This window comes from Starkeya nomas (assembly GCF_902703545.1).
Lineage (GTDB): Bacteria > Pseudomonadota > Alphaproteobacteria > Rhizobiales > Xanthobacteraceae > Ancylobacter > Ancylobacter moscoviensis.
The window spans coordinates 371,166-393,109 of sequence record NZ_CACSAS010000001.1 but is presented as its reverse complement, the minus strand read 5'-3'; the positions used below and the strand labels follow the sequence as shown (position 1 = coordinate 393,109).

Here is a 21,944-nt window from a genome sequence, read left to right as displayed (position 1 = left end):
GCTTTGTCGTGGCACCCCGTTATTTTTAGAATAGATTTAAACAAGAGTCGCCACGACGCCGGGCGGCCGATTCGGGTTCATTGTCAGGTTCGTTCGTGGCGGCCTCTCCTTCTTCCACCCATCCTGAAGCAGACCGGCTGCGCGCCGCGTGGACGGCCCTGCGCCGCGCGATGTTGCCGGCGCTCGTGCTGGTTCTGGCGATCAGCGCAGCCGCGTGGCTGGCCGGCCGACACGATATCGCCGACGCACTGTGGATCGCCGCCACCGGGGCGGTGCTTGCGGTTCTCTCGGTCGAGATCGTCGGCAGTCTGCGGCGGGGCGAGTTCGGGCTCGACCTGATCGCGGCACTGGCCATGGCCGGCGCGCTGGCCTTCGGCGAAAACCTCGCCGGCGCCATCGTCGCCCTGATGTTCACCGGCGGCGAGGCGCTGGAAGCCTATGCCCAGCGCCGGGCGGCGCGCGAGATGACCGCCCTGCTCGGCCGCCTGCCGCGCACCGCCACCCGCTACGAGGACGGGCGGCTGTGCGAGGTGCCGCTGGACGACCTCGCGCCCGGCGACCGCCTTCTCGTGCGCCGGGGCGAGGTGGTGCCGGTGGACGGCACGGTCGACAGTCCCTCCGCCGCGCTCGACCAGTCCGCGCTGACCGGCGAACCGCTGCCGGTGCGGCGGGCCCATGGCGAGCCCGTGCTCAGCGGCTCGACCAATGCCGGCGACGCCTTCGACCTCGTCGCCACCCATGCGGCGGCGGACAGCACCTATGCCGGCATCGTCCGGCTGGTCACGGCCGCGCAGCAGTCCAAAGCGCCGATGGCGCGGCTCGCCGACCGCTTCGCGCTCGGCTTCCTCGCGCTGACGCTGCTCATCGCCAGTGCCGCATGGGCGTTCAGCGGCGAGGCGGTGCGCGCGCTCGCCGTGCTGGTGATCGCCACCCCCTGCCCGCTCATCCTCGCCGTGCCGGTCGCCATCATCTCCGGCATCTCGCGCTGCGCCGGCAGGGGCGTGCTGGTGAAGGACGGCGGCGCGCTGGAAGGGCTCGCCAAGGTGCGCACCGTCCTCCTCGACAAGACCGGCACGCTGACCGGCGGACGCCCCCGTCTCGTCGCCGTGCGCACCCGCAACGGGCTGACGCCGGACGAACTGCTGCGCCTCGCCGCCTCGCTCGACCAGGGCTCGGCCCATGTGGTCGCCGAGGCGCTGGTCGCGGCCGCGCAGGAAAAGGGCCTCGCGCTTGAACCGCCGGAGGAGGTGCGCGAGGATCCCGGCGCCGGCATCGTCGGCCGGGTGGGCGGACGGCGCATCGCGCTCGGCGGATGGGATTTCGTCGCCCGGCAAACCGGCACCGGCTCGTTCGACGCCGAAATCGCCGACTGGACGCAGCAGCCCGGGACCGTGGCGGTCGCCGTCACCGTGGACGGCGAGCTGGCGGGAGCGCTGATGCTCGCCGACGAGGTGCGCGGCGAGGCCGGCGGCGTGCTGCGCCAGCTCCGGCGGCTCGGCGTCTCCCGTATTCTGCTCGCCACCGGTGACGAGACCCGGCGGGCCAATGCCATCGCCCAGGGCCTCGGCTTCGACGCGGTCGTCAGCGAGATGATGCCGCAGGACAAGACCCGCGCCGTCGTCGCCGAGCACGCCAACGGCCCGGTGATGATGGTCGGCGACGGGGTGAACGACGCGCCCGCCCTTGCCGCCGCCGATATCGGCGTGGCCATGGGCGCGCGCGGCTCGGCGGCGTCCTCCGAGGCGGCGAACGTCGTCATCCTCGTCGACCGGCTGGACCGGCTGACCGATGCCATGCGCATCGCCCGGCGTTCACGCGCCATCGCCCTGCAGAGCGTCTATACCGGCATCGGCCTGTCGGTGCTCGGCATGATCGCCGCCGCCTTCGGCTGGCTGGCGCCGGTCGAGGGCGCGCTGCTGCAGGAACTGATCGACGTGGCCGTGATCCTCAACGCGCTGCGCGCCATCGCCGACCCGCCGCAGGACGCCGCAGGCTAGCAGCGGGGGTGCCCGTTGCCGAAGCGCCCGGAGAGGCGTCGTGGCTCCCTAGCGCGGTGGGGACCGCTCACCCATATGAGCGACGCGGGCCCCAGGGACACGTCCCACCGGCCTGCCCAGGAGATCCTCATGAAGAAGACTGACCCCCGCCTCTGGATGTGGTCGGAAGCCATCGACATGCTGAACCGCGCGGAGCGCATGCACCGGCAGATGTTCCAGCCGGCGCAGCGCGCCGAGACGACGGCGCGCCATCGCGTGCCGTGCTGGGAGCCGCCGGTCGACATGCTGGAGACCGAGCGCGAGCTGCTCGTGCTCGCCGCGCTGCCCGGCGTCGACCCGGACCGCATCAACGTCGCGATCCATGGCGGCACGCTCACCATCGCCGGCGAGCGCATGCTGCCGCCGGAACTGCATCGCGCCACGATCCATCGGATGGAGCTGCCGCAGGGCCGCTTCGAGCGCCAGCTCGCCCTGCCGCCCGGCCGCTACGAGGTGGCGCATCCGCGCGTGGTGAATGGCTGCCTCGCCATCGTGCTGCGCAAGGTTTGAGGAAGGGGGACGGAAACCATGACACACCCCGATTTCGACAGATATGCCCCGTTGCGCATGGCCGATGCCGGCGCGAGCGGCGGTGCTTCGGGCGGCGCGCCCGCCGCCTCCAACGGCAACGTGCCGGAAGATCAGCTGATCATCCTGCCGGTGCGCAGCTTCGTGCTGTTTCCCGGCGTCGTCATGCCTGTCGCCATCGCGCGGCCGGCCTCCATCGCCGCCGCCCAGCAGGCGGTGCGCGAGGGCCGGCCGGTCGGCATCCTCATGCAGCGCGACAGCAGCGTGGAGGAACCGAACCCGACCGACCTGCACCGGATGGGCGTGATCGCCAACATCCTGCGCTACGTCACCGCGCCGGACGGCACGCACCACCTCGTCTGCCAGGGCGAGCAGCGCTTCCGCGTGAACGAGTTCGTGCGCGAGAAGCCCTTCATCACCGCCCGCGTCACCCGGATCGAGGAAAACGAGGAGAGCACCTCGGAGATCGAGGCGCGCTTCGTCCACCTGCAGAACCAGGCGAACGAGGTGATGGAGCTGTTGCCGCAGGTGCCGGCCGAGCTGGTCGCCGCCGTGCGCGGCGCCAACTCGCCCGCGGGCCTCACCGACCTCGTGTCCGCCTATGTCGACATCGCGCCCGACGAGAAGCAGGAGCTGCTCGAGACGGTCGACATCGCCGCGCGGATGAACAAGGTCTCCCGGCTGCTGGCGCACCGCATCGAGGTGCTGCGGCTGTCGCAGGAGATCAGCAAGCAGACCAAGGCGTCGCTGGACGAGCGCCAGCGCGAGGTGCTGCTGCGCGAGCAGATGGCGGCGATCCAGAAGCAGCTCGGCGAGGACGACGGCAACAGCGCGGAGATCGCCGAGCTGGAGAAGGCGATCGCCGATGCCGGCATGCCCGAGGATGTGGAGCAGATGGCCCGCAAGGAGCTGGGCCGGCTGCGCCGCATGCAGGACGCCAGCGCCGAATACGGCATGATCCGCACCTATCTGGACTGGCTGATCGCCCTGCCGTGGAAGCTGCCGGAGGAGAAGGCGATCGACATCGCCGAGGCGCGCCGGATTCTCGACGAGGACCATTTCGGCCTCGACAAGATCAAGCGCCGCATCGTCGAGTACCTCGCCGTGCGCAAGCTCGCGCCCAATGGCAAGGCGCCGATCCTGTGCTTCGCCGGCCCGCCCGGCGTCGGCAAGACCTCGCTCGGCCAGTCCATCGCCCGCGCCATGGGCCGCAAGTTCGTGCGCGTGTCGCTCGGCGGCGTCCATGACGAGGCGGAGATCCGCGGCCACCGGCGCACCTATGTCGGCGCGCTGCCCGGCAACATCATCCAGGGCATCCGCAAGGCGGGCACCCGCGACTGCGTGATGATGCTGGACGAGATCGACAAGATGGGCTCCGGCATCCAGGGCGACCCGTCGGCGGCGATGCTGGAGGTGCTCGACCCCGAGCAGAACGGGACGTTCCGGGACAATTATCTCGGCGTGACGTTCGACCTGTCGCGCGTGGTGTTCATCGCCACCGCGAACATGCTCGACACCATACCGGGCCCGCTGCGCGACCGTATGGAGATCATCTCGCTGTCCGGCTACACGGACAGCGAGAAGCTCCAGATCGCCAAGCGCTACCTGGTCCGCCGCCAGATGGAGGCGAACGGCGTCAGGCCGGAGCAGGTCGAGGTCGAGGATGAGGCGCTGAGCGCCATCATCCGCGCCTATACCCGCGAGGCGGGCGTGCGCAATCTCGAACGCGAGATCGGGCGCGCCATCCGCCACGTCGCGGTCGGCATCGCCGACGGCAGCGTCGCCCATGCGCGCATCGCCGTCGATACGCTGCCGGAGCTGCTCGGCCCGCCGATCTTCGAGGACGAGGTCGCCTTGCGTGTCTCCGTTCCGGGCGTGGCCACCGGCCTCGCCTGGACGCCGGTCGGCGGCGACATCCTCTTCATCGAGGCGACCAAGGTGCCCGGCCGTGGCGGGCTGATCCTCACCGGGCAGCTCGGCGACGTGATGAAGGAGAGTGCGCAGGCGGCGATGAGCCTCGTCAAGAGCCGCGCCGCCGAGTTCGGCATCGATCCGGCGGTGTTCGCGTCCAACGACGTGCATGTGCACGTTCCGGCGGGCGCGACGCCCAAGGACGGGCCGAGCGCGGGCGTCGCCATGTTCACCGCGCTGGTCTCGCTGCTCAGCGGGCGCACGGTGCGCAAGGACACGGCGATGACCGGCGAGATCTCGCTGCGCGGTCTGGTGCTGCCCGTCGGCGGCATCAAGGAGAAGGTCGTCGCGGCGGCACGGGCGGGCCTCACCCGCGTCATGCTGCCCGCCCGTAACCGGCGCGACTATGAGGACATTCCTCAGGACGCGCGGGACCGGCTGGAATTCGTCTGGCTGGAACGGGTGGACGAGGCCATCGCCAATGCGCTGGAGCCGGCCGCCGATGTCGACGAACCGCTGCTGCCGCTGAAGGCGGCGAGCTGATCCGCACCTCACGGCCGTCCCGGAATGCTTCCGGGGCGGCCTCTCCCTTTTCGATCTCCGCCATCGTGAAAGACGCTGACGCAGGGGCATGCCCTGCGACCATGGGGATGACGCGGCGCCGATTACCGGCTAGAGCATGACGGTGGCCGGGCGGAATCGTCCGGTTGCGGAGGAAATGCTCCAGTCTGTTGAATCGAGAGCACTTTCCTGTCGTCCGGGCGCCGGCCCGGACGCGGAGGGCCCTCGGGCGATGGGTCCATCGAGCCGGCATCATGCTCAGTTTCTGGTTGACCTACTGGCCGCACATCACGCTCGTCGCCAGCACGGCCATCGGCATCGTCGCGGCGATCCACGCCGCGATGACCAAGGACGACGTGCGTGCCGCCATCGGCTGGGTCGGCGTCATCCTGCTTTCGCCCTTCGTGGGCGCCTTCCTCTATCTCGTCGCCGGCATCAACCGCATCCGCCAGACCGCCGCGGGCCGGCGGCGCGCCAGCCAGGACCGGCGGCGTCACCATGAGCGCCCGCCCATCGCCGTCGCGCTCTCGCCCAGCCTCTCGGCGATGAAGCGGCTCGGCGACCGCGTGGCGGCCTTTCCCCTGACCAGCGGCAATGCCGTCGAACTGCTCGACAGCGGCGATGCCGCCTACCCCGCCATGCTCGCCGCCATCCGGGGAGCGACGCGGCATGTGGCGCTTTCCAGCTACATCTTCGACAATGACCCGGTCGGCGTCGAATTCGCCGATGCGCTGATCGAGGCGCACCGGCGCGGCGTCGCTGTGCGCGTGCTGATCGACGCCATCGGCGCGCGCTATTCGCGCCCCTCCATCGTCGGGCGGCTGATGGAAGGCGGGGTCACGGTCGACCTGTTCATGGGCAACCTCATCGGCCTGCGCCTGCCCTACGCCAATCTGCGCAGCCACCGGAAGATGCTGATCGTCGACGGCACGCTCGGCTTCACCGGCGGCATGAACATCCGCGCCCAGTTCACCAGCCGCTACGGCGGCGACGATCCCGCGCGCGACACGCATTTCCGCGTCGAGGGGCCGGCGGTGGAGCAGCTGCTCACCGTGTTCAGCCAGGACTGGTCCTTCACCACCGACGAATTCCTCGACGGCCCGGCCTGGGAGGAAGCGCCGGAGAGCGAGCCGCGCGGATCGGTGGCGGTGCGGGTGGTGCCCTCCGGCCCCGACCGCAACCTCGCCAGCGCGCACAACATGATCATGGGCGCGCTCACCATGGCGCAGAGCCGGGTGCGCATCTGCTCGCCCTATTTCCTGCCCGACCAGCAGCTCATCGGCGCGCTCGGCGTGGCCGGCCGACGGGGCATCGACATCGACGTCGTCATCCCCTCGGCCAACAACCTGAAGCTCGTCGACTACGCCATGACCGCCCAGCTCGACCAGGTGCTGGAAGGCGACTGTGCGGTGTGGCGGGCGGGCGGCATGTTCGACCATTCCAAGCTGATGGCGGTGGATGGGTGCTGGGCCTATGTCGGCTCGTCCAATCTCGATCCGCGCAGCCTGCGGCTCAACTTCGAGCTGGACCTCGAACTCTACGATCCCGCCATCGCCGGCGCGATCGAGGCGCGCATCGGGGCGATGATGGATGCGGGCAAGCCCGAGACGCTGGAGACGCTCGCCGCGCGCCCCTTCCTGAAGCGCCTGCGGAACCGCGCCATCTGGCTGGCCTCGCCCTATCTGTAAACGGCCGGGCCGCGAGGTTCCGCAGAACCGGACCTCCTCGACGACCATACCGCGTCAACGCCGTCATGGCCGGGCTCGGTCCGGTCATCCACGTCCTCGGTATCCATGCGCCCGGCCCACATTGTGGATCCCCGGGTCAAGCCCGGGGATGACCTCGCGCAGGCGCGCCATGGACCGGGACGGGCTTACCCAGCACAAAAACAAAAGCCAGCCCCGTTACCGGGACTGGCTTGAAGGAGACGGAAGGTCCGTCTCAGGAGGTTCGGGCAACGGGGTAAAGCGCACCAGCGCACCACCCCGCCGCGCAATTCCTCACGCCGCAGCGGCGGACTTGGCGGGGACTTCCGAGATCGTCTTCAGGACCTGGGAAGCGATCTGGTAGGGGTCGCCCTGGGAGTTCGGGCGGCGATCCTCGAGATAGCCCTTGTAGTCGTTGCGGATGAACGAGTGCGGGACGCGGATGGAAGCGCCGCGGTCGGCCACGCCATAGGAGAACTTGTTCCACGGCGCCGTCTCGTGCTTGCCGGTCAGACGCATGTGGTTGTCCGGACCGTAGACGGCGATGTGGTCGTCGAGGTTCTTGGCGAAGGCCGCCATCAGGGCCTCGAAGTAATCCTTGCCGCCGACTTCACGCATGAACTTCGTGGAGAAGTTGCAGTGCATGCCCGAGCCGTTCCAGTCGGTGTCGCCGAGCGGCTTGCAGTGGAACTCGATGTCCACGCCATACTTCTCGGTCAGGCGGAGCAGCAGGTAGCGGGCCATCCACACTTCGTCGGCTGCCTTCTTGGAGCCCTTGCCGAAGATCTGGAATTCCCACTGGCCCTTCGCGACTTCCGCGTTGATGCCTTCGTGGTTGATCCCGGCCTCGAGGCAGAGCTCGAGGTGCTCTTCGACGATCTCGCGGGCGACGTCGCCGACGTTCTTGAAGCCGACGCCGGTGTAGTACGGGCCCTGCGGAGCCGGATAGCCATGCTCGGGGAAGCCGAGCGGACGGCCGTCCTTGTAGAAGAAGTATTCCTGCTCGAAGCCGAACCAGGCGCCTTCGTCATCCAGGATGGTCGCACGGGCGTTGGACGGGTGCGGGGTGACGCCGTCCGGCATCATCACTTCGCACATCACCAGGGCGCCGTTCTTGCGGGCCGGGTCGGGATAGACCGCGACGGGCTTCAGCACGCAGTCGGAGCTGCGGCCTTCGGCCTGCTCCGTGGACGAACCGTCGAAACCCCAGAGCGGCAGCTCTTCAAGCGAGGGGAAGTGGTCGAATTCCTTGATCTGCGTCTTGCCGCGCAGGTTCGGGGTCGGCTTGTAACCGTCGAGCCAAATGTACTCGAGTTTGTACTTCGTCATTGCGTGTCTCTCATAGCTAATGACCCGGTGCAGCACCCCAGGTCGCTTTGCCGGCCGCGCGAGAAGGATCGACCGCCAACGGCTGACGTTCTTAGAAGCATTAACCGTGCCAAGTGGGGAGAGACCGCGTGCGCACAGGGGCTTTCCCGGGACGGGAGGCACGCGACGGGCCGGATCAGCCGATCGAGCGGCGGTATGATTCGCCTGAATCCAGCGGGAGTTGACGCCCCGCCCCGCGATCGGTGTTGCCGCTGCGCCGCACCCCGACACGCAACCGGAAGGGCGGAAGCCGCGTTATCCGGCAGCATGTTAGGGCCGGCTTTGGCGGTGCACAATTTCTACGCTCATTGTGAACGTAAAATAAGCATATTGCGTAAACGCCATGCAAAAGGTGTTATATAAATCCAGAGCGCTGACGCGGGAACGCGCAGCGGGAAAGGAGAAACGTGCAATGAGTATCCACATCCAGCGCGAAAGCGCCCAGATCGTTCAGTTCCCGACCGGTGGTCGTGCCGGTCTCGCTGCCCGTCGCGCCGAACAGCGTGCTTCCGAGGACCTCAAGGTATCGCCCCGTGTGAATTTCGGGAGCTGGTACCACGAAGAGGCCATCCAGGAAGACACCGGCCGCAAGAACTGACGTCATCGGCGGACGATGACGATGTTTCGCGCACAGTGCCTTCGATATACCTCCGCAAGAGGGCCGCGACCGACCGTCCGGCCCTCTTGTCATATCCGGCGGATGGCGAGCGCCCGCTAGCCGAAGATCGACCAGCCGAGCCGCTGGGTCAGCGCTTCCAGCGCGATGCGGCCGAGATGGGAATTGCCGCTGGCGTCGAGCCCCGGCGACCAGACCGCGATCGAGGCCTTGCCCGGCGCGATGGCCAGGATGCCGCCCCCCACCCCGCTCTTGCCCGGCAGACCGACGCGATAGGCGAACTCGCCCGAGCCGTCATAGTGACCACAGGTCAGCATGATGGCGTTGATGCGCCGCGCCCGCTCCGGCGACACCACCGAGAACCCCGTCGCCGGATTGCGCCCGCCATGGGCCAGGAAGCGCCCGGCCATGGCAAGCTGGCGGCAGCTCATGGCGATGGCGCAGTGGTGGAAATAGACGCCGAGCGTGAAGTCGACCGGATTCTCCAGCACCTCGAACGACTTCATGTAGTTCGCCAGTGCCCGGTTGCGGAAGCCGGTGCGCTGCTCGGAGGCGGCGACCGCCTCGTCGATGCCGATGCCGCCGTCCTCGGCGAGGAAGTGCATGAAGCGCAGGATCTCCCCCAGCGCCTCGCGCGGCTGGTGGCCGGAGAGGATGACGTCGGTGACGGCGATGGCGCCGGCATTGATGAAGGGGTTGCGCGGAATGCCGTGCTCCGCCTCCAGCTGCACGATGGAGTTGAACGGGCTGCCCGACGGTTCACGCCCCACCCGCCGCCACAGCCGGTCGCCGATCTTGCCGAGCGCCAAAGTGAGGGTGAACACCTTCGAGATGCTCTGGATGGAGAAGGGCACGTCGGCATCGCCGCCGACGGCCACCTGCCCGTCGCCGCTGACCACGGCGATGCCGAAGGCGTTCGGATCGACGCCGGCCAGCTCGGGAATATAGCTCGCCACCTCGCCGCGATCCGGGCGGGCGCGCATCTCTTCGGCGATTTCGCGGACGATGAGGTCGAGATCGGGCACGGTGTTCTGTCACCTTCGGCTGGCCGCCGGCAAGGCCGGCACGCTGCGGGATAGCGCAGACGCCCCGTGCAATGCCAGTGCCGTTCGCCGTCTGGCGCCACCGATGCCCGCGAGGCGGGGACGCATGCCCCGCCTCGCGGCGGCCTCAGAACGGGCTGTCGGGGAAGTAGTACTGCGCCGCGTTGTCCGGCGTGATCAGCGTCGAGCCGATGATGAAACGCCCATAGACCGGCGTGTTGGAGACGAAGCGCAGCGCCGTGATCTCCAGCGCGGTGGAGATGAGCGCCGGCGGATAGGTGACGTCGACCGGGAGCTGCGGGTCCTTGTCCATGATCCGCTTCACGATCTCCTTCATGCCGGCGCCGCCGACGACCCACATCTCCTTCTGCCGGCCGGCCTGCGCGATGGCCTCCAGCACGCCGATGGCCATGTCGTCGTCGGCCGCCCACACGGCGTCGATCTGCTTGTGCTTGGACAGGTAGTCCTGCATCACCGAGAAAGCCTTGTCCCGGTTCCAGTTGCCGTGCTGCATGTCGAGGATCTCGATCCCCGATCCGTCGACGGCGGCCTTGAAGGCGTCGACGCGCTCATTGTCGAGCGTGGTGGGGATGCCCCGCAGGACCACGATCTTGGCGCCGGGCTTGAGGTTGGCCTTGAAGTACTCGCCGGCCACGCGGCCGAAGGCGGTGTTGTCGCCGGCGACGTAGAGATCCTCGATCCCCGCCTGGGCGAGGCCGCGGTCGACCACCGTCACCCACTTGCCCGCGTCCTTCACCGCCTTGACGGGGCTCGTGAGCGGCTCGGATTCGAAGGGCAGCACGACCAGCGCGTCGATGTTGCGGGTCGCCATCATGTCCTCGATGTCGTTCACCTGCTTGCCGACCGCCCCGGCGGTGGCGAGCACGAAGTCGAGGTTGGGATAGGTCGCCTTCAGCCGCTTGATGGTCTCCTGCGCGTGCCAGTTCAGCCCGCCCATGAAGCCGTGCGTGGCGGAGGGGATCGAGACGCCGATCACCGCCTTCTTGTCCTGCGCCATCGCCGGCGTGGCGAGGCTGGCGGCCGCGACCGCCGCTGCGGTCGAGACGAGGAAAGTCCTGCGTTCCATTGTTGTTTCCTCCCGTTTCTCCGCTCTCAGGCGGATGATGATTTCCCGCGCTGGAGAACCACCGCGAGCACGATGATGACGCCCTGTATCGCGCCGTTGAGATAGGGCGAGACGAGGTCGGCAAGGTTCAGGATGTTGTCGATCAGGCTGAGGATCAGCACGCCCACCACCGTGCCCCAGACGCGGCCATGGCCGCCCTTGAGCGCGGTGCCGCCGATGATGACGGCGGCGATGGCCTCCAGCTCCCACAGCATGCCGGTCGAGCCCGAGGCGGAGCCGAGGCGCGGCACGTACATGATGGTGGCGAGACCGACGAGCAGGCCGAGCAGCACGTAGGTCATCAACCGCACCCCCTCGACCCCGACGGCCGAGTAGCGCGCCACCTTGTCGTTGGAGCCGATGGCCTCGCAATAGCGGCCGAAGCGCGTGTGGCGCATGGCGACCTGCCCGGCGACGGCGACGGCCGCGAAGACGAGGATCGGCCAGGCGATACCGAACAGCCCGGAGTAGTAGACCGGCCGGTAGAGCTGGCGCACCGCGAAGTCGAGGCTGATCGTTCCGCCATCGGCCAGCCACGTCACCAGCGAGCGGAAGATGCCCATGGTGCCGAGCGTGACGATGAACGGCTCGATGCCGGCGCGCGTGACCAGAAGCCCGTTGGCCAGCCCCGCCAGCAGCCCCACCGCCAGCGCGATGGCCATGCCGACCAGGATCAGCGGCACGCCGACGCCCATCGACGGCAGCAGCGCATTCATGGCGAGGATCATCACCCCGGCGATGAAGGCGGCCATCGAGCCCACCGACAGGTCGAGCCCGCCGGAGGTGATGACGAAGGTCATGCCCACCGCGATCATGCCGATGAAGGCCGAACGGGCCAGCACGTTGGTGATGTTGCCGGCGGAAAGGAAATTGTCGTTCAGCACGGCGCCGAGGATCACCAGCAGGATCAGCGCCAGCAGCGGGCCGAGGGCCGAGAGGGCCGGCAGGCGCGAGGCGCCGGCGGGGCGGGAAAGGGCGGTGTCAGACATCGGCGCGTTCCTCGCTTGTGCCCATCACCAGCCGGACCACATCGGTCTCGCTGATGCGCTCGCCCGCCAGTTCGCCGGCGATCGCACCCTGCCGCATGACCAGCACGCGGTCGGACAGGCCGAGAATCTCGGGCATGTCCGACGAAATCACGATGACGCTCCGCCCCTCGCGGGCGAGGCGGTCGATGAAGGCATAGATCTGGCTTCGCGTACCCACGTCGATGCCGCGCGTGGGCTCGTCGATGATGACGATCTCCGGGTCCGACAGCAGCGTCTTGGCGAGCAGCAGCTTCTGCTGGTTGCCGCCCGACAGGTTGCCCACCGCCATGTCGCGGCGGGGCGCGCGAATATCGAAATCGCCGATCGCCCGGGTGAGCGCGGCCTCTTCCCGCGCGGCGGAGATGAAGGGGCTGCCGAAGCGCGGCAGGGTGGAAAGGGTCAGGTTCTCGCGCAGGTTCTTGTCGAGCAGCAGGCCGCGCTCCTTCCGGTCCTCGGTGAGATAGGCCATGCCCTGTGCTGCCGCCTCCCGCACCGAGGCGATGCGCACCGGCGCGCCGTTGCGCCGGATCTCGCCGCTCGCCGCGCGCAGGCCCACCAGCCCCTCGGCAAGCTCCGTGCGACCGGAGCCGACGAGCCCGGAAATGCCGAGCACCTCGCCCCGTCGCAGGGTGAAGGAGACGCCGTGCACCAGCGGCGGCACGGAAAAGCCGCGCACCTCCAGCGCCAGCTCGCCGGCCTCGTGCCGGCGCGCGGGATAGATGTCCTCGAGATCGCGCCCCACCATGGCGGTGGCCATGCCGTCCTCGGTCAGCTCCCCACGCATCGCCCGGCGCACGACGGCGCCGTCGCGCAGCACGGTGACGCGGTCGGCGAGGCGCGTGACTTCCTCCAGCCGGTGCGAGGTGTAGAGCAGCGCCACGCCCTGGGCGCGCAGCCGGTCGATCTGGCGGAAGAGCACCTCGACCTCGCGATGCGTCAGCACCGCCGAGGGCTCGTCCATGATGAGCACGCGGGCGTTGCGCGATAGAGCCTTGGCGATCTCCACCATCTGCCGGTCCGACACCGGCAGGTCGCGGATGCGCGCATCCGGGTCGATGCGGCTGTCGAGCTCGTCCAGCAGCTTGCGCGTGCCCTCGCGCATGGCGCGATGATCGAGGAAGACGCGGCCCAGCTCGCGCCCGAGCCACACATTCTCGGTGACCGTCAGGTCGGGGGCGAGATTGAACTCCTGATGGATCACCACGACGCCTGCCGCCTCGGCCTGCGCACCGCTGGCATAGGGCGCGGGGCGGCCGTCGAGCCGCACCTCGCCCGAGGACGGCGCGAGGAAGCCGCCGAGAATCTTCATGATCGTCGACTTGCCGGCGCCGTTCTCGCCGATCAGCGCATGCACCTCGCCGGGGCGGAGCGCGAAGTCGACCCCGTGCAGGACCTCGATCGGGCCGAAGCTCTTGCGGACGTCGACCAGCTCCAGCACCGGCCCCGGGGAGGCGTTCACCGGGGAAGTATCCGCCGCGCTCATAGCGTCACCCAGGCGGCGTTACGCTGCGAGGACCGCACGCAGGCCTCGACGAAGCGCATGCCGGCGAGCCCGTCCGCCAGCGTCGGATAGATCGTGCCGGCCGGCGGCGCCTCACCCGTCCGCCGGGCGCGGATGGCGCGGGCCGCCTCGGCATAGATGTTGGCGAAGGCTTCGAGATAGCCCTCGGGATGGCCGGGCGGAATGCGCGAGACCCGCGCCGCCTCCGGCCCGGCGCCGGCGCCGTTGCGGGTGACGAGGCGCCTGGGTTCGCCGAAGGGCGTGAACCACAGGCGGTTCGGGTCTTCCTGCGCCCATTCCAGCCCGCCCTTCTCGCCATAGAGGCGCAGGCGCAGCCCGTTCTCGTTGCCCGGCGCCACCTGGCTTGCCCAGAGCATGCCGCGCGCGCCGCCGGCGAAGCGCAGCAGCACATGGGCGTTGTCGTCGAGCGCGCGTCCCGGCACGAAGCTGGAAAGGTCCGCCGCCAGCGCTTCCGGCGTCAGGCCGGAGACGAAGCAGGCGAGGTTGTAGGCGTGGGTGCCGATGTCCCCCGTCGCACCACCCGCGCCGGAACGCGCCGGGTCGGTGCGCCATTCCGCCTGCTTGGAGCCGTGCTTCTCCGCCGCCTCGGTCAGCCATTCCTGCGCATATTCCACCTGCACCAGCCGGAGCGCACCGAGATCGCCGGCGGCAACCATGGCGCGGGCCTGCCGCACCATCGGATAGCCGGTATAGTTGTGGGTGAGGATGAACAGCGCGTCGGAGCGCCCGGCGACCTTCGCGAGCTTTCGCGCTTCCGCCAGGGTGGCGGTCAGCGGCTTGTCGCAGATCACGTGGATGCCGCGCTTGAGGAACGTAATCGCCGGTTCGGCATGCATGTGGTTCGGAGTGACGATGGCCACCGCCTCGATGCCGTCCCTGCGCCGCGCCTCGGCCCGTGCCATGGCGGCGAAGTCGTCATAGCTGCGCGCGATCCCCAGCGCCTGCGCCGAGGCACGCGCCTTCTCCGGCGTCGAGGACAGGGCGCCAGCGACAAGCTGGAACTCGCCGTCCAGCCGCGCGGCGATGCGGTGCACGGCGCCGATGAAGGCGCCGCTGCCGCCGCCGACCATGCCCAGCCGGATCGGAGCGTGGAGCATCGGGGTGTTCATCGGTCCAGCCCCAGCAGGCGGCGATTGGCGGCGCGGTCGGTGCCGGCGGCGGCGAAATCGTCGAAGGCCTTCTCGGTGACGCGAATGATGTGGCTCTTCACGAAGGCCGCCCCCTCGCGCGCGCCGTCCTCGGGATGCTTCAGGCAGCACTCCCACTCCACCACCGCCCAGCCCTCGAAATCCATCGCGGCAAATTTCGAGAAGATGGCGCCGAAATCGACCTGCCCGTCACCGGGGCTGCGGAAGCGTCCGGCACGGCCTAGCCACGGCTGGTAGCCGCCATAGACGCCCTTGCGCCCCGTCGGATTGAACTCGGCATCCTTGACGTGAAACATGCCGATGCGCTCGGCATAGATGTCGAGGTGATCGAGATAATCGAGCTGCTGCAGCACGTAGTGCGAGGGATCGTAGAGCATCTTCGCGCGCGGATGGTGCCCCACGCGGTCGAGGAACATCTCGAAGCTGTCGCCGTCGTGCAGATCCTCGCCCGGATGGATCTCGAAGCAGATGTCGACGCCGCATTCCTCCGCATGGTCGAGGATCGGCCGCCAGCGGCGGGCAAGTTCGTCGAAGGCTTCCTCAACCAGCCCCGGCGGACGCTGCGGCCACGGATAGACATAGGGCCAGGCCAGCGCGCCCGAGAAGCTCGCCATGGCGGTGAGGCCGAGATTATGGGAGGCGGTGAGCGCCTTCTTCACCTGCTCGACCGCCCACTCCTGCCGCGCCGCCGGCTTGCCGTGGACGGCGGCCGGCGCGAAGGCGTCGAACATCGCGTCATAGGCGGGATGCACCGCCACGAGCTGGCCCTGCAGATGGGTCGACAGCTCCGTCACCACGACGCCGTTGTCGGAGCCCTCCCCCGCCCATTGCGCGCACCAGTCCCGCGAGCCGGCGGCCGCGTCGAGGTCGAGGATGCGCGCGTCGTTGGTGGGCACCTGAACGCCGACATAGCCGCAGCCGGACGCCCAGCGCGTGATGGCTTTCCAGCTGTCGAACGGCGCGTCGGCGCCGATGAACTGGGCCAGAAACAGGCCCGGCCCCTTGATCGTCCGCATCTTTCCTCCCGATGCGCCCTGCCGGTAACCGGCCGGGCGTCGTTCTTTTTGTAATCGGTTGCATTCAGCGTAGCGGAGTTATGAAATCGGTTGCAAGAGGGGTAACGCCGACAATCCCGGCGGATTGCCAGCCGCCCCACCGCCCGTCTATGGAGGGGCAATGGAGCACCAGAGACCGAAAATCGTGGATGTAGCGCGCCTTGCCGGCGTTTCCACCGCCACGGTCAGCCGCGTCCTCTCCAATCCGCAGGTGGTCAGCGCGGAAACGCGGCGGCTGGTGGAGGAGGCGATCCGGCAGACCGGCTATCGGCTCAATCTGGCGGCGCGCAATCTGCGCCACCGGCGGACCGGCGGGGTCGTCGCGCTGGTGCCCAACCTGTCCAACCCGTTCTTCTCGCAGATCCTCGCCGGCATCGCCTCGGTGCTGGCGCCGGCTGGCTACAATCTGCTGGTGGCCGATACCCGCGCCGAGGGGGGCGAATCGCTTCTCGCCTATGCCGAGCCGAGCCGGGCCGACGGGCTGATCGTGCTCGACGGCTCGCTGCCGGCGGAAGGGCTGTCCCGCCGCGTGCCGGTGGTGCTCGCCTGCGAGTGGATTCCCGGCCTCGCCGCGCCACGGGTGAAGATCGACAACCGGCAGGGAGCGGTCATGGCGATCGAGCACCTCATCGAACTCGGCCATAAGAGGATCGCCCATGTCGCCGGCCCGCCCGGCAACGTACTGAGCGAGGCCCGGCTGGCCGGCACCGAGCAGGCGCTCGCCGCGCACGGCCTGCCGGCACCGCGCATCTTCCCGGGCGATTTCACGCTGGAATCGGGCCGCCGCGCCGGCGCCGAATGGCTCGCCCTGCCGCGGGCAGAGCGCCCGACCGCCGTCTTCCTCGCCAGCGATGCCATGGCCTGCGGTTTCATCGGCGAAGTCCAGCACCATGGAATAACGGTGCCGCACGACGTCTCGGTCATGGGGTTCGACGACATCGAACTGGTCGCGCACATGACGCCGCCGCTCTCGACCATCCGCCAGCCGCGCGAGGCCATCGGCCGTCGCGCCGCCCAGCGCCTGCTCGACCGCATCGCCGGCGACGACCGGGCCGACGACACGGTGCTGCCGGTGGAACTGGTACGGCGCGGCAGCACCGGGGTCGTGTCGGAAACGCCAGTCTAAGCCCTGAGAGCATCCCACTTCCCGGCGTCGTCTCAGGCCAATCCCCTCGCCAGCATCTCCACGCCCAGCAGCAGCAGGCAGAACAGGAAGCCGCGACGGAACGCCGTCGGGCTGATCCGCCCGCGAACGACCTGCCCCGCCCCCATGCCGGCAAGCGCCGGAACGATGGCCAGCGCCGATAGCGCCAGATTGTCGAACTGGAAGACGCCGCGCACCCCAAGCCCCGCCGCCAGCGCGACGGTCGACACGGTGAACGACAGGCACAGCGCCTGCACCAGATCGTCCTTGCCGAGCCCCAGCGCCTGCAGATAGGGCACGGCGGGAATGACGAACACGCCGGTGCCGCCGGACACCATGCCGGTCACCGCGCCGATGACCGGCGACAGCCATGGCTCCAGGCGCTGGGCCACGCTGAGTTGGCGGGCCAGCAGCGTGTAGCCGGAATAAAGCACGAGCGCGCCGCCGAGCGCCGCCGTGGTCAGGCGGGTGTCGCCGCTGGCGAGCCAGGAAGTGCCGAGGACCGTCCCGGCCGCGATCGCCAGCATCATCGGCCAGAGCCGGCGCAGCAGCGGGCCGAAACTCGGGCCGGCCAGGAGCTGCCAGATATTGGCGACGAGGGACGGCACGATGAGCAGGCTCGCGGCGGTGAGCGGCGATATCAGCGCGCCGAGCACGCCCATGGCGACGGTCGGCAGGCCCATGCCGGTGACGCCCTTGACGAAGCCGGCGGCGAAGAAGGTCGCCGCGACGGCGGCGAGAAGCGGGGGCGGAAGATCGAACATGCCTTCCGCCTAGGCCATCCACCCGCCCCGGCAATGCGGATGTTCCGCAGCCAGACTTCGGCTTTCCCGAAGGCCGGTGACGGGGTATCATTGGCGGCATGCGCTTCGATCTCGGCGATCTCCGCTTGTTCCTCGCCGTGGTGGATGCGGGCAGCATCACCCGCGGGGCGGCCGAAGCCGGCCTCTCCCTGCCGGCCGCGAGCGAGCGGCTGCGCGACATGGAGGCGGCCGGCGACGTCGTGCTGCTGGAGCGCGGCCGGCGCGGCGTGAGACCCACCGAGGCCGGCGAGGCGCTTGCCCACCATGCGCGCACCATCCTGCGGCAGATCGCGCAGATGCGCGGCGAACTCGGCGCCTATGCCCGGGGGCTTCGCGCCACCGTTCGCCTGCTGGCGAACACCGCAGCCGTCACCGAATTCCTGCCGGAGCGGCTGGGCCTCTGGATGGCTACGCATCCGCAGGTCGACATCGAGCTGAAGGAGCGGGAGAGCCTCGATATCGCCCGGAGCGTCACGGCGGGCTTCGCCGAGATCGGCATCCTGTCGGACGCCGTGGATGCCGGCAGCCTGCATCTTTGCCCCTTCGCCATTGACCGGCTGGTCGCGGTCGTTCCGCGCGGCCACAGCCTCGCGGCGAAGGACCGGCTCCAGTTCGCGGAGCTGCTGGGCGAACCGTTCATCGGCCTCGCGGAGGGCGCCCTGCAGGACAATCTCGACGCACGGGCGGCGAATATCGGCGGCCGACTGAAGATCCGCGTGAAGATGCGCACCTTCGAGGGCATCTGCCGGATGGCGGGAGACGGCACCGGCATCGGCGTCATCCCGGCGACGGCGGCGCGGCGCGGCCAGCGGTCGTCGCCGATCACCGCCATTCCCCTCGCCGACCGATGGGCCACGCGGCGGCTTTCGGTCTGCATCCGCAGCGAGCCGGAACTGACGCCTTCCGCGCGCAGCCTCTTCGAGCATCTGGCGCAACCCGCCGGGAGGAAGCGCCGATAGCCGCTATCCTCGGCAAGCTCGCTCCCCGATGGCATCGCACCATTCTGCCGGGCTATGATAATGTCTATATCTATCCTGTGACGACATCGCGGGTGACGCGATCCTGCCGCCGGCGGGCGAGACAAGGGCATTCGGCGTGACCGCTACCGTGCACATCCCGGCTGCTACCGACCCCGTCCCGACGCTGCACCAGCGCATCCGCGCCGACCTCGAAGCCAAGATCCTCTCCGGGGAATGGCCGCCGGGGCATCGCATTCCCTTCGAGCACGAGCTGATGGTGCAGTATGGCTGCGCGCGGATGACCGTGAACAAGGTCATCGCCGGGCTCGTCGCGGCCGGGCTGGTGGAACGGCGGCGCCGGGCCGGCTCCTTCGTCGCGCAGCCGCGCCTGCACTCGGCCATGCTGCACATTCCCGACATTCCCAGCGAGATCGCGGCCCGGGGCGAGAGCTACGGCTACACGCTGCTGCGCCGCCGCCGCCGGCCCGCGACCGCCAAGGACCCGGCCGACCTTCAGACGCAGGGGCAGCCGCGCGAGGTTCTGGACCTCTCCTGCCTGCATCTGGCCAATGGACGGCCGCTGGCGCTGGAGGACCGCCTCATCAGCCTGAGCAGCGTTCCCGAGGCGGCCGAGACCGATTTCGCCGCGACCCCGCCCGGCTCATGGCTGCTCCGGCATGTGCCATGGACGGAAGCCGAGCACCGGATCTGCGCGGTGGGCGCCAGTGCGCGGGCGGCGGAGGCGCTGCGGGTGCCGAAGGGCACGGCGTGCCTCAGCCTGGAGCGGCGGACCTGGCGCGGCGGCGAGACCGTCACCGTGGTGCGCCAGCTCTTCCGCGGCGACGCCTACGATCTCGTCGCCCGCTTCTCGCCGCAGGGATAGCCCCGAAGCGGCTCCCGGAAATGAAAACCCCGGACCGGCGGCAGCCGATCCGGGGTTTCTCAAAGGTCGGCGCGAAGATCGCGCCGGGCGTCAGAAGCTCGCTTCCGTCACCTGATCCGGCGTTTCCATCTCGGTGCCGAACCACTTCTTCTGCAGGGCCGCGAGGCGACCGTCATGCTTCATCTTGATGATGATGGCGTCGACCGCGTCCATGAGCGACTTGGAATCCTCGGCCTTGGTGCCGATGAAGCCGAAATAGACCGGCTTGCCGAAGGGCGGCTGCACCACCTCGAACACGTCGGGCTTGGTCTTGGCGAGGTAGGCGATGTTCGGCAGCGAGTTCGCCACCGCGACGATGCGGCCGGCGCCCAGATCCGCATAGGACTGGCTGAAGTCGACATATTCCTGGATCGCCGAGGGCGGCGGGTTCAGCGTCTTGGCGAAATCCTGCAGCTGCGCGAGCTGGGCGGTCGCCTTGGCGCTGCCGACTTTCTTGCCGGCGATGTCTTCCGGCTTGGTGATGGAGGTGTCGCCCTTCTTCTTCAGGATCGCGACCGTCGCATTGGCGATCGGCGAGGAGAAGCGGTAGCGCTCCATGCGCGCCTTGGTAATGGTGGCCGGGCCGGCAACCATGTCGAACTTGCCGGCCTCAAGGCCCGGCAGCACGCTCGGCCAGGGCAGGTCGAGGAAGGTGACCTTCACGCCGAGTTCCTTGCCGATCTCGGCGAAGATCTCCTTGTTCATGCCGGCCTGCTTGCCGTCCTCGACGAAGTCGAACGGCGCGAACTGAAGCTCGGTGCCGACGGTGAGCTCGCCCTTGGCCTTCGCCTTGGCCAGCACGTCTTCGGCGCGCGCCAGGCCCGCGAAGGCCATGGACGCCACCACGCCGAGCGCCGCGAAGCGCGCGGCGCGGATCACGGCGGAGCTCCGCCGGCTAAGCTGGATCATCTGTCTCTCCTGTTCCCGTGGAAGCTATGGGTGGCTCCCGCGCCACCGGCTTTCCTTATGAATAAAAGTATAGACATAAGCCTTTTCGCGCCGCAACACGCGACCGGCCGTCTTTCGTCAGGACGCCGGCGCCGCGTCGGAGCCCTGCCAGAACACGTTACGCTCGAAGTAGTTCTGCAGGAACTGGCGCAGCCGGGGGTTCTCCTCGTGGCGGAACACCTGCTGCGGCGAGCCGGAGGCGGCGATCACCCCGTGATCGATGAACACCACCGTGTCGGCCACCTGCGCGGCGAAGCCCATCTCGTGGGTCACCACCGCCATGGTCATGCCCTCGCCAGCGAGATCGCGCATCACCTGCAGCACCTCGCCGACCAGTTCGGGATCGAGCGCCGAGGTCGGCTCGTCGAACAGCATGATGTGCGGCTCCATGGCGAGCGCGCGGGCGATGCCGACGCGCTGCTGCTGGCCGCCGGAAAGCTGGCTCGGATAGGCCTCGGCGCGATGGCTCAGCCCGACCTTCTCCAGCATGCGGCGGGCGCGCTTCTCCGCGTCCTCGCGGGCAATGCCGCGCGCCAGCTTCAGGGGCGCGGCGACGTTCTCCAGCGCCGTCATGTGCGGCCAGAGGTTGAACTGCTGGAACACGAAGCCGACATTGCGCCGCACCCGCGCGACCTCGGCATCGGAGACCCGGCGGCGCTTGCCGTTCTCCAGCGAGAAGCCGAGCAGTTCGCCCTCGATGTAGATCTCGCCCTCGCTGTATTCCTCCAGAAAGGCGATGCAGCGCAGCAGCGTCGACTTGCCCGAGCCGGACGGCCCGATGATGCAGGTCACCTCGGACTTCGCGATGGCGAGGTCGATGCCCTTCAGCACCTCGACGTCGCCGAAGCGCTTCCACACGCCGCGCACGTCGATGATCGGTCGCTCGGCCATGTCCGTCCTTTCCGGTTCAGCCCTGCGTGCGCAGCATGAAGCGGCCAACCCGCTTCTCCAGCCGCCGCGCCGCCGCCGTGACGATTTCGAGGAATGCCCAGTAGACGAGCGCCAGGAACAGCAGCGTCTCGGCGAAGGCGAAGGTGGTCGAGCCGATGGACTGCACGACCGAGGTCAGCTCGTTCACCGTGATGACCGACAGCACCGCCGTCTCCTTCGACAGCAGCACCGTCATGTTGGCGAGCGCGGGCAGGATGATCACCAGCATCTGCGGCAGTTGCACGTGCCGTACGATGTCGAGCCGGCCGATGCCCATCATCCGCGCCGCCTCGATCTGGCCCGGCGGCACGGACAGGAACCCGGCCCGGAAGATCTCCGAGAAATAGGCGCCGCCATAGAGCGCCAGCCCCGCGACGCCGGCGACGAGCGGCGTCAGGTCGAGGCCGAAGAACGGGCCGCCGTAATAGATCACGAAGAGCTGGATCAGGAACGGCGTGCCCCGTGACCTGAGACCCTGAACTTCCTCCAGATTTGGGTAGAGTCCGTCGATTACGGAGACGGACGATGCGACCATCGCGGTTCACGGAAGAGCAGATTATCGGACTACTGAAGGAGCAGGAGACCGGTGC

19 protein-coding genes are annotated in these 21,944 nt (G+C 68.9%); 8 read left to right on the top strand and 11 right to left on the bottom strand.

Annotated elements, in window-relative coordinates:
- The first annotated feature begins 170 nt into the window (after positions 1–170).
- From STARVERO_RS01960 to STARVERO_RS01945, 4 genes are all read left to right on the top strand, one after another.
- On the top strand, positions 171–1,997 hold the full coding sequence (locus STARVERO_RS01960; RefSeq protein ID WP_159601524.1) for a heavy metal translocating P-type ATPase: 1,827 nt from the start codon (positions 171–173) through the stop codon (positions 1,995–1,997).
- A gap of 129 nt (positions 1,998–2,126) precedes the next feature.
- Positions 2,127–2,546, top strand: a complete 420-nt coding sequence (locus tag STARVERO_RS01955; RefSeq protein ID WP_144343948.1) for an Hsp20/alpha crystallin family protein — start codon at positions 2,127–2,129, stop codon at positions 2,544–2,546.
- A gap of 18 nt (positions 2,547–2,564) precedes the next feature.
- Positions 2,565–5,018 (top strand): endopeptidase La, encoded by a 2,454-nt coding sequence (gene lon, locus STARVERO_RS01950; RefSeq protein ID WP_159597726.1) that lies wholly within the window; start codon positions 2,565–2,567, stop codon positions 5,016–5,018.
- 272 nt (positions 5,019–5,290) lie between these two features.
- Positions 5,291–6,724 (top strand): phospholipase D-like domain-containing protein, encoded by a 1,434-nt coding sequence (locus STARVERO_RS01945; protein WP_159597725.1) that lies wholly within the window; start codon positions 5,291–5,293, stop codon positions 6,722–6,724.
- A 312-nt stretch (positions 6,725–7,036) separates the two neighbouring features.
- Here the strand turns inward: STARVERO_RS01945 and STARVERO_RS01940 are convergent, their stop codons facing one another.
- Positions 7,037–8,071 (bottom strand): glutamine synthetase beta-grasp domain-containing protein, encoded by a 1,035-nt coding sequence (locus STARVERO_RS01940; protein ID WP_144343945.1) that lies wholly within the window; start codon positions 8,069–8,071, stop codon positions 7,037–7,039.
- 451 nt (positions 8,072–8,522) lie between these two features.
- On the opposite strand from STARVERO_RS01940, the gene STARVERO_RS01935 reads away from it, so the two are divergent.
- Positions 8,523–8,708, top strand: a complete 186-nt coding sequence (locus STARVERO_RS01935; protein ID WP_159597724.1) for a DUF2735 domain-containing protein — start codon at positions 8,523–8,525, stop codon at positions 8,706–8,708.
- Between the two features lie 116 nt (positions 8,709–8,824).
- On the opposite strand, the gene STARVERO_RS01930 is transcribed toward STARVERO_RS01935, so the two are convergent.
- From STARVERO_RS01930 to STARVERO_RS01905, 6 genes are all read right to left on the bottom strand, one after another.
- Positions 8,825–9,709, bottom strand: coding sequence for a glutaminase (locus STARVERO_RS01930; RefSeq protein WP_418655062.1), 885 nt, complete (start codon positions 9,707–9,709; stop codon positions 8,825–8,827).
- A 187-nt stretch (positions 9,710–9,896) separates the two neighbouring features.
- Positions 9,897–10,856 (bottom strand): ABC transporter substrate-binding protein, encoded by a 960-nt coding sequence (locus tag STARVERO_RS01925; RefSeq protein ID WP_159597723.1) that lies wholly within the window; start codon positions 10,854–10,856, stop codon positions 9,897–9,899.
- Between the two features lie 26 nt (positions 10,857–10,882).
- Entirely contained in the window at positions 10,883–11,884 is a 1,002-nt protein-coding gene (locus STARVERO_RS01920) for an ABC transporter permease (RefSeq protein ID WP_159597722.1), read from the bottom strand.
- Positions 11,877–13,406 (bottom strand): sugar ABC transporter ATP-binding protein, encoded by a 1,530-nt coding sequence (locus tag STARVERO_RS01915; RefSeq protein WP_159597721.1) that lies wholly within the window; start codon positions 13,404–13,406, stop codon positions 11,877–11,879. Before STARVERO_RS01915 ends, STARVERO_RS01920 begins: the two co-directional genes overlap by 8 nt.
- A complete protein-coding gene (locus tag STARVERO_RS01910; RefSeq protein WP_244616499.1) occupies positions 13,403–14,542 on the bottom strand; it encodes a Gfo/Idh/MocA family protein in 1,140 nt (379 codons plus the stop codon). The genes STARVERO_RS01915 and STARVERO_RS01910 overlap by 4 nt, the downstream gene beginning before the upstream one ends.
- Positions 14,543–14,550: 8 nt before the next feature.
- On the bottom strand, positions 14,551–15,609 hold the full coding sequence (locus STARVERO_RS01905; protein ID WP_159597720.1) for a sugar phosphate isomerase/epimerase family protein: 1,059 nt from the start codon (positions 15,607–15,609) through the stop codon (positions 14,551–14,553).
- A gap of 184 nt (positions 15,610–15,793) precedes the next feature.
- On the opposite strand from STARVERO_RS01905, the gene STARVERO_RS01900 reads away from it, so the two are divergent.
- A complete protein-coding gene (locus STARVERO_RS01900; protein WP_244616497.1) occupies positions 15,794–16,774 on the top strand; it encodes a LacI family DNA-binding transcriptional regulator in 981 nt (326 codons plus the stop codon).
- 32 nt (positions 16,775–16,806) lie between these two features.
- Here STARVERO_RS01900 and STARVERO_RS01895 read toward each other — a convergent pair whose 3' ends face one another.
- Positions 16,807–17,556: a sulfite exporter TauE/SafE family protein gene (locus STARVERO_RS01895; protein ID WP_159597718.1), complete on the bottom strand. Its 750-nt coding sequence runs from the start codon at positions 17,554–17,556 to the stop codon at positions 16,807–16,809.
- A gap of 98 nt (positions 17,557–17,654) precedes the next feature.
- On the opposite strand from STARVERO_RS01895, the gene STARVERO_RS01890 reads away from it, so the two are divergent.
- Both STARVERO_RS01890 and hutC read left to right on the top strand, forming a co-directional pair.
- Positions 17,655–18,554 (top strand): LysR family transcriptional regulator, encoded by a 900-nt coding sequence (locus STARVERO_RS01890; RefSeq protein ID WP_159597717.1) that lies wholly within the window; start codon positions 17,655–17,657, stop codon positions 18,552–18,554.
- A gap of 136 nt (positions 18,555–18,690) precedes the next feature.
- Positions 18,691–19,437, top strand: a complete 747-nt coding sequence (gene hutC / locus STARVERO_RS01885) for a histidine utilization repressor (protein ID WP_244616496.1) — start codon at positions 18,691–18,693, stop codon at positions 19,435–19,437.
- Positions 19,438–19,527: 90 nt separating this feature from the next.
- Here hutC and STARVERO_RS01880 read toward each other — a convergent pair whose 3' ends face one another.
- From STARVERO_RS01880 to STARVERO_RS01870, 3 genes are all read right to left on the bottom strand, one after another.
- Positions 19,528–20,385, bottom strand: coding sequence for a transporter substrate-binding domain-containing protein (locus STARVERO_RS01880; RefSeq protein WP_186291992.1), 858 nt, complete (start codon positions 20,383–20,385; stop codon positions 19,528–19,530).
- Between the two features lie 117 nt (positions 20,386–20,502).
- Positions 20,503–21,315, bottom strand: a complete 813-nt coding sequence (locus tag STARVERO_RS01875; RefSeq protein ID WP_144343934.1) for an amino acid ABC transporter ATP-binding protein — start codon at positions 21,313–21,315, stop codon at positions 20,503–20,505.
- Between the two features lie 16 nt (positions 21,316–21,331).
- Positions 21,332–21,889 carry an amino acid ABC transporter permease gene (locus STARVERO_RS01870; protein WP_244616494.1) on the bottom strand — a complete coding sequence of 186 codons (558 nt, stop codon included), beginning with the start codon at positions 21,887–21,889 and terminating at the stop codon, positions 21,332–21,334.
- Positions 21,890–21,944: the final 55 nt, after the last annotated feature.